At 69.3% G+C, this 5,223-nt stretch carries 7 protein-coding genes and 1 pseudogene; 3 read left to right on the forward strand and 5 right to left on the reverse strand.

All coding sequences use genetic code 11. The features are described from left to right. The first annotated feature begins 10 nt into the window (after positions 1 to 10). Complete coding sequence (locus tag AC07XP_RS31865) at positions 11 to 574, forward strand: response regulator transcription factor (RefSeq protein ID WP_369631728.1); 564 nt, start codon at positions 11 to 13, stop codon at positions 572 to 574. A 62-nt stretch (positions 575 to 636) separates the two neighbouring features. Then, positions 637 to 1,344, forward strand: coding sequence for a PAQR family membrane homeostasis protein TrhA (gene trhA / locus AC07XP_RS31870; protein WP_495266912.1), 708 nt, complete (start codon positions 637 to 639; stop codon positions 1,342 to 1,344). Positions 1,345 to 1,354: 10 nt separating this feature from the next. Here the strand turns inward: trhA and AC07XP_RS31875 are convergent, their stop codons facing one another. The 4 genes from AC07XP_RS31875 to AC07XP_RS31890 are packed head-to-tail and all read right to left on the reverse strand — an operon-like array spanning position 1,355 to position 3,867. After that, positions 1,355 to 1,579: a SlyX family protein gene (locus tag AC07XP_RS31875; RefSeq protein ID WP_062469081.1), complete on the reverse strand. Its 225-nt coding sequence runs from the start codon at positions 1,577 to 1,579 to the stop codon at positions 1,355 to 1,357. A gap of 51 nt (positions 1,580 to 1,630) precedes the next feature. Continuing rightward, positions 1,631 to 2,524, reverse strand: a complete 894-nt coding sequence (locus tag AC07XP_RS31880) for an SDR family oxidoreductase (RefSeq protein ID WP_495266913.1) — start codon at positions 2,522 to 2,524, stop codon at positions 1,631 to 1,633. 50 nt (positions 2,525 to 2,574) lie between these two features. Beyond that, entirely contained in the window at positions 2,575 to 3,075 is a 501-nt protein-coding gene (locus AC07XP_RS31885; protein ID WP_495266914.1) for a DUF1097 domain-containing protein, read from the reverse strand. A 33-nt stretch (positions 3,076 to 3,108) separates the two neighbouring features. Next, complete coding sequence (locus AC07XP_RS31890; RefSeq protein WP_495266915.1) at positions 3,109 to 3,867, reverse strand: SDR family oxidoreductase; 759 nt, start codon at positions 3,865 to 3,867, stop codon at positions 3,109 to 3,111. A gap of 125 nt (positions 3,868 to 3,992) precedes the next feature. Between AC07XP_RS31890 and AC07XP_RS31895 the strand changes: the two genes are divergently transcribed. Continuing rightward, entirely contained in the window at positions 3,993 to 4,892 is a 900-nt protein-coding gene (locus AC07XP_RS31895) for a LysR family transcriptional regulator (protein WP_492694140.1), read from the forward strand. 19 nt (positions 4,893 to 4,911) lie between these two features. Here AC07XP_RS31895 and AC07XP_RS31900 read toward each other — a convergent pair. After that, a pseudogene (locus AC07XP_RS31900) lies at positions 4,912 to 5,223 on the reverse strand (MFS transporter); the annotation flags it as partial.

Below are 5,223 nucleotides of genomic sequence, written 5' to 3' on the forward strand. Positions count from 1 at the left end.
CCACCAGCCCATGACGTCCACCCCCGACACCGCCGAAGTCCGCCAGTTGCTCATCGTCGAGGACGACGAGGCCTTCGCGCGCACGCTCGCCCGCTCCTTCGAGCGCCGCGGCTACGTGGTGGTGCATGCCCGCAACCTCGAAGAGGTGGAAGCGCTGCTTGAAGAAGGCGACGGCCCCTCGCCCGGCTACGCGGTGGTCGACCTGAAGCTCAACGGCGAGGCCTCGGGGCTTGCCTGCGTGCAGATGCTGCACCGGCACGATGCCGAAATGCTGATCGTGGTGCTCACTGGCTTCGCAAGCATCGCCACCGCCGTCGAGGCCATCAAGCTCGGCGCCTGCCACTACCTGGCCAAGCCCTCGAACACCGACGACATCGAGGCCGCCTTCGGCCGCGCCGCCGGCACCACCGAGGTCGAACTGACCAACCGCTCCACCTCGATCAAGACGCTGGAGTGGGAGCGCATCCACGAGATGCTGGCCGAGACCGGCTTCAACATCTCGGAAACCGCGCGCCGACTCGGCATGCATCGGCGCACATTGGCACGCAAACTCGGCAAACAGCAGGTCAAGTAACATGATCTGCCGGTTTCGCGATTTTTGCGCAACCAACACCGATCCCGGAGGCTCTGTTCCTGATGACGAATAGCCCGCCGCTGCAGCTGCAGCCCGCCCGTTCCACCGATCTGCAGAAAAAGCAGGCGTCCGCCGCGCGCGACCAGACCGCGATGGAAGAGCTCTTCAACGCCCTGAGCCACGGCCTGGGCCTGCTGCTGGCGATCGCCTCGCTGCCGATCCTGGTCTACAGCGCTGCCCAGAAGGGCCAGGCCGCGGCCGTGGTGGGCGCGTCGCTCTTCGCGGGCACGGCCATCGTGCTGTACCTGATCTCCACGCTGTACCACGCGCTGCCCATCGGCCGCGCCAAGGTCTGGTTCAACCGGCTCGACCACGCGGCCATCTACTTGTTCATTGCGGGCAGCTACATGCCCTTCCTGTTCGGCGTGCTGCGCGGGCCCTGGGGCTGGACGCTGTTCGGCGCCATCACCGCCGCCGCCGTGCTGGGCGTGGGCGCCAAGCTGTTCAACCGCCTGCAGCACCCGCTGTGGTCCACCGGCCTGTACGTGGCGATGGGCTGGATGGCGCTGATGGCGGCGGTGCCGCTGTACGAGCGCATGTCATCGGCGGGGCTGGCCTGGCTCGTGGCCGGCGGGCTGTTCTACACGGCCGGGGCCGTGGTGTTCCTGTTCGACAACAAGGTGCGCTACGCGCATTCGGTGTGGCACCTGTTCGTGCTGGCCGGCAGCACCTGCCACTTCTTCGCCGTGCTCTGGCACGCGCACGGCTGAGCGCTCTTCTTCAATAGTGGGGGGGGAGTTCGTCGCGCAGGTTGCGCGCGCCCCCGTCCTGCCCTGCGTTCTGGCTTTGCAGCCTGAGTTGCGCGACCTGCAGGATCAGGCTGTCGATCTGCTGCTGTTGCCGGTAGATCGTCATGTTCAGCTGCTCGAGCAGATCTTCGGCATAGCTCGACTTGATCTCGAGGTCGTTCAGACGCTCTGTCACGTCGTTCGGTGAATGTTCCATGCCGCTATTGGACAGGAAGATCCACCGCTTCTTGTTGACACTGCGCCACGATCAGCGCCGGACCTTCGCCTCGAGCAGGTCGCCCATGCCGATGCGCCGGGCGAAGTCGATGCGCACGCGTTCCGACACCTCGAAGACCTCGGCCGCACCGTCGCCCACGAAGTCGATCAGCGAGCGCATCGGCCGCGTGCCCGCCGGCAGGCCCACGATGCGCACGATGTCGTCGGCCACGGCCTGCGGATCGGCGTGCTCGGGCGTGAGGGCGGACAGGCGCTCGCCGATGCGGTCCATCACGCCGTCGTAGCGGCCGTAGGCGGCGGCAATGGCCGCGTCGGAGGGCTTGCCCGCGCTCGGGAAGTGATCGGTGCCCCGGGTGAACGCGCCCGGCACGACGATCGAGGTCTCGATGCCGAAGCGCGCGACCTCGTAGGCCAGCGTCACCGCCAGCGAATCCATGGCCGCCTTGGCCGCGCCGTACGGGCCCATGAACGGCGGAAAGCCGCCCTTGGTGGTCGTGCTGCTGATCCACAGCATCAGCCCCGACTCCTGCTGGCGCAGATACGGCAGCACCGCGCGGTTCACGCGCTGGGCGCCGAGCACGTTGGTGTCGAACACCTGGGTGATGTCTTCCGGTGTGAAGGCCTCGGTCGGCCCGACCACGAGATGGCCCGCGTTCTGCATCACCACATCGAGGCGGCCCTGCGCCTGGACGATGGTCTCCGCAGCGGCATCGGCAGAGGCCTGCGACAGCACATCGAGTTCGAGCGGATGCAGCTGAAGCCCCTGGGCCGCGGCCAGGGCACGCAGCTCAGCCGCGCGCCCCTTGTTGCGGCCCGCGATGTCGCGCATGGAGGCATAGACGATGTGGCCCGCTTCGGCGAGCGCCTGCGCGCTGAGCTTGCCGATGCCGGAGCCGGCGCCAGTGACGAGGATGACGGATTGCATGATGAAACCCCTTGAATGAAGGTGGGAGGGAAGAAAGGAAAGTCCGGTGGTCAGTGCACGCGGCGCTGCAGCAGGTGGGCCACCCACGCCGCCATCGATCCGAGTGCCGCCGCGCCGGCCAGCGTGGCGAACAGCGACAGCGAAGGGGGCTGGTGGACCGCGAAGAACGCGATCAGCCCGAGGAAGTAGCACAGCAGGTTGCTCAGTCGCGGCACGCTGCGCATCGACACCACGAGGAGCGCCACGAACAGCACCACCACCGGCAGCGCCGCGGCGCCCGCGATCGGGGCCAGCGCGGCGATCGCCAGCGCCGCGCCCTTGCCGATCAGCAGGCCCAGGCTCACGCAGACGAGGTTGAACACGCCGTCGCGTGCGGTGGCGCCGCGGGTGTAGAACGCCACCCAGCCGACGAACATCGCCCACACGGGCAGTTCGAGCACGAGCGCCATCGCCGAAGCGGCAGCCGCCACCACCGCAGCGGCGGCCGTGAACGCCGTGTAGGCGAGGCTGAAGAAGCGCGGGGTGGCCGCGTGGGGTGAAGGCGGGTGCATGGTGCGTGCTCCGTGGAAATCGTGGTGAACCACTCAGGCCACGCCGCCGTTGGCCCGCAGCACCTGCCCGTTGACCCATCCCGCGTCCGGCCCCGCCAGGAACGACACCACCGAGGCGATGTCTTCCGGCTGGCCCAGGCGCTGCAGCGGCGGCATCTGGGCGAAGGCCTGGATCTGTTCGTCGGTCTTGCCGTCCAGGAACAGCGAAGTCGCGACCGGCCCTGGCGCGACGGCGTTCACCGTGATACGTCGGCCGCGCAACTCCTTGGCGAAGACGTGCGTGAAGGCCTCGACCGCCGCCTTGGTGGCGTTGTAGATCGCGTAGCCCGGCATGTGCAGCGCGAGCGTGGTGCTCGAGAAGTTGACGATGCGTCCGCCCTCGGCGAGCCGGGTCGCGGCCTCGCGCAGGGTGTTGAAGGTGCCGCGCACGTTGATGTCGAAGGTGTGGTCGTACAGCGCGTCGCTGTGCGCGGCCAGCGGCGCGGTCTGGAGCACGCCGGCGTTGTTGACCAGCACGTCGACCGGGCCGAGCTGCGCTTCGACGGTGTCGAACATCGCGCGCACCGCTTCGGCGTTCGCCACGTCGGCCTGCACCGCGAGGGCGCGGGCGCCCGTGGCCTTCAGCTCGGCGACCAGCGCTTCGGCCGGCGCGGCGCCCGCGGCGTAGTTGACGGCGACGGCGAACCCGTCGGCGGCGAGCCGGCGGGCGATGGCGGCGCCGATGCCGCGCGAGGCGCCGGTGACGAGGGCGACGCGGGTGGGCAGCGAAGCAGAAGTGGCGGTGGTGTTCATGGCGCGATTCCTTGGGGTGGTGAGTGGACGAAGCGAATGGTCGGCCATTCCACCCAAAAGATAATCAGCACCAATTCGTCAATAAAATTCCGTTTACTTAAACAATAGGCGCGAAGAGCCACCCCATGGACCGCTTCCAGGAAATGCAGGCCTTCGTGCGGATCGCCGAGCGCCAGAGCTTCACGCAGGCCTCGGACGACCTGCAGATTCCGCGCGCCACCCTCACCACGCTGATCCAGCGGCTCGAATCGCGCCTGGGCGCCCGGCTGCTCGAGCGCACCACGCGCACGGTGCGCCTCACGCAGGACGGCGAGGCCCACTACCAGCGCTGCGTGCGGCTGCTGGCGGACGTGGAGGAAGCCGAGGGCGCGTTCACCCATGCGGCGCCCCAGGGCCTGCTGCGCGTGAACCTGCAGGGCACGCTGGCGCGGCATTTCGTGGTGCCGGCGCTGCCCGCCTTCCTCGCCCGCCATCCGGGCCTGCAGCTGCACATCGGCGAGGACGACCGGCTGGTCGACCTGGTGCGCGAAGGCGTCGACTGCGTGCTGCGCGCCGGCCCGCTGCAGGATTCGTCGCTGGTCGCGCAGCGCGTGGCGCTGCTGCCGCAGGTGACGGTGGCGAGCCCCGGCTACCTCGCGGCACACGGCGAGCCCGTCGACCTCGCGGCACTGGCCTCGCACCGCGCGGTGCACTACGTGTCGAGCAGCACGGGCAAGGCGCTGCCGCTCGAGTTCACGGTCGACGGTCAGGTGCGCCCCGTGCAACTGGCCGCCACCGTGTCGGTAACCGGCGCCGACCTGTACACCGGCGCCGCCGTCATGGGCCTCGGGCTGGTGCAGGTGCCGCGCTACCGCGTGGCGGCCGAGCTGGCGGACGGCCGCCTGCAGGCGGTGCTGCCGGGCTTTGCGCCGCCGCCGATGCCGGTCTCGGTGCTGTATCCGCAGAACCGGCAGCTGTCGTCGCGGGTGCGGGTGTTCACGCAGTGGCTGCGCGGTCTCTTCGCAGAAGACACCGCGCAGGGCTGAGCACCGCGCCCGACATGCTTCAGGAAACCGGGCACTCCAACGTCGCCTCCGGGTGATGTGACGGCGCATCGCCGCGCAGGAATGCAAACACCACCACCGCCGTCAACACCGTCACCCCGGCCAGCACGCACAACAGCATCCCGAACGCCACGCCATACGCATGCAGCAGCGCCGCGCGGTCCATGCCCGGCAGCAAGGCCAGCGCCTGCGCCAGGTCACCCGTCGCCACGCGCTGCGCTGCCTGCGACACCGCCACGGACGAAGGCGACGACGACGCCTTCAGCTGCAGCGCCACCAGCGCCGTGAGCCCCGCCCCCACCAGCGCCAGCGC

The sequence above is a fragment of the Variovorax sp. GW531-E2 genome (assembly GCF_059423125.1).

Bases quoted from the DNA above. Each gene is read 5' to 3' on its own strand.
- AC07XP_RS31880 (WP_495266913.1), bottom strand. From the start codon at position 2,524: ATGCAATCCGTCATCCTCGTCACTGGCGCCGGCTCCGGCATCGGCAAG.
- trhA (WP_495266912.1), top strand. From the start codon at position 637: ATGACGAATAGCCCGCCGCTGCAGCTGCAGCCCGCCCGTTCCACCGAT.
- AC07XP_RS31885 (WP_495266914.1), bottom strand. From the start codon at position 3,075: ATGCACCCGCCTTCACCCCACGCGGCCACCCCGCGCTTCTTCAGCCTC.
- AC07XP_RS31895 (WP_492694140.1), top strand. From the start codon at position 3,993: ATGGACCGCTTCCAGGAAATGCAGGCCTTCGTGCGGATCGCCGAGCGC.
- AC07XP_RS31865 (WP_369631728.1), top strand. From the start codon at position 11: ATGACGTCCACCCCCGACACCGCCGAAGTCCGCCAGTTGCTCATCGTC.
- AC07XP_RS31890 (WP_495266915.1), bottom strand. From the start codon at position 3,867: ATGAACACCACCGCCACTTCTGCTTCGCTGCCCACCCGCGTCGCCCTC.
- AC07XP_RS31875 (WP_062469081.1), bottom strand. From the start codon at position 1,579: ATGGAACATTCACCGAACGACGTGACAGAGCGTCTGAACGACCTCGAG.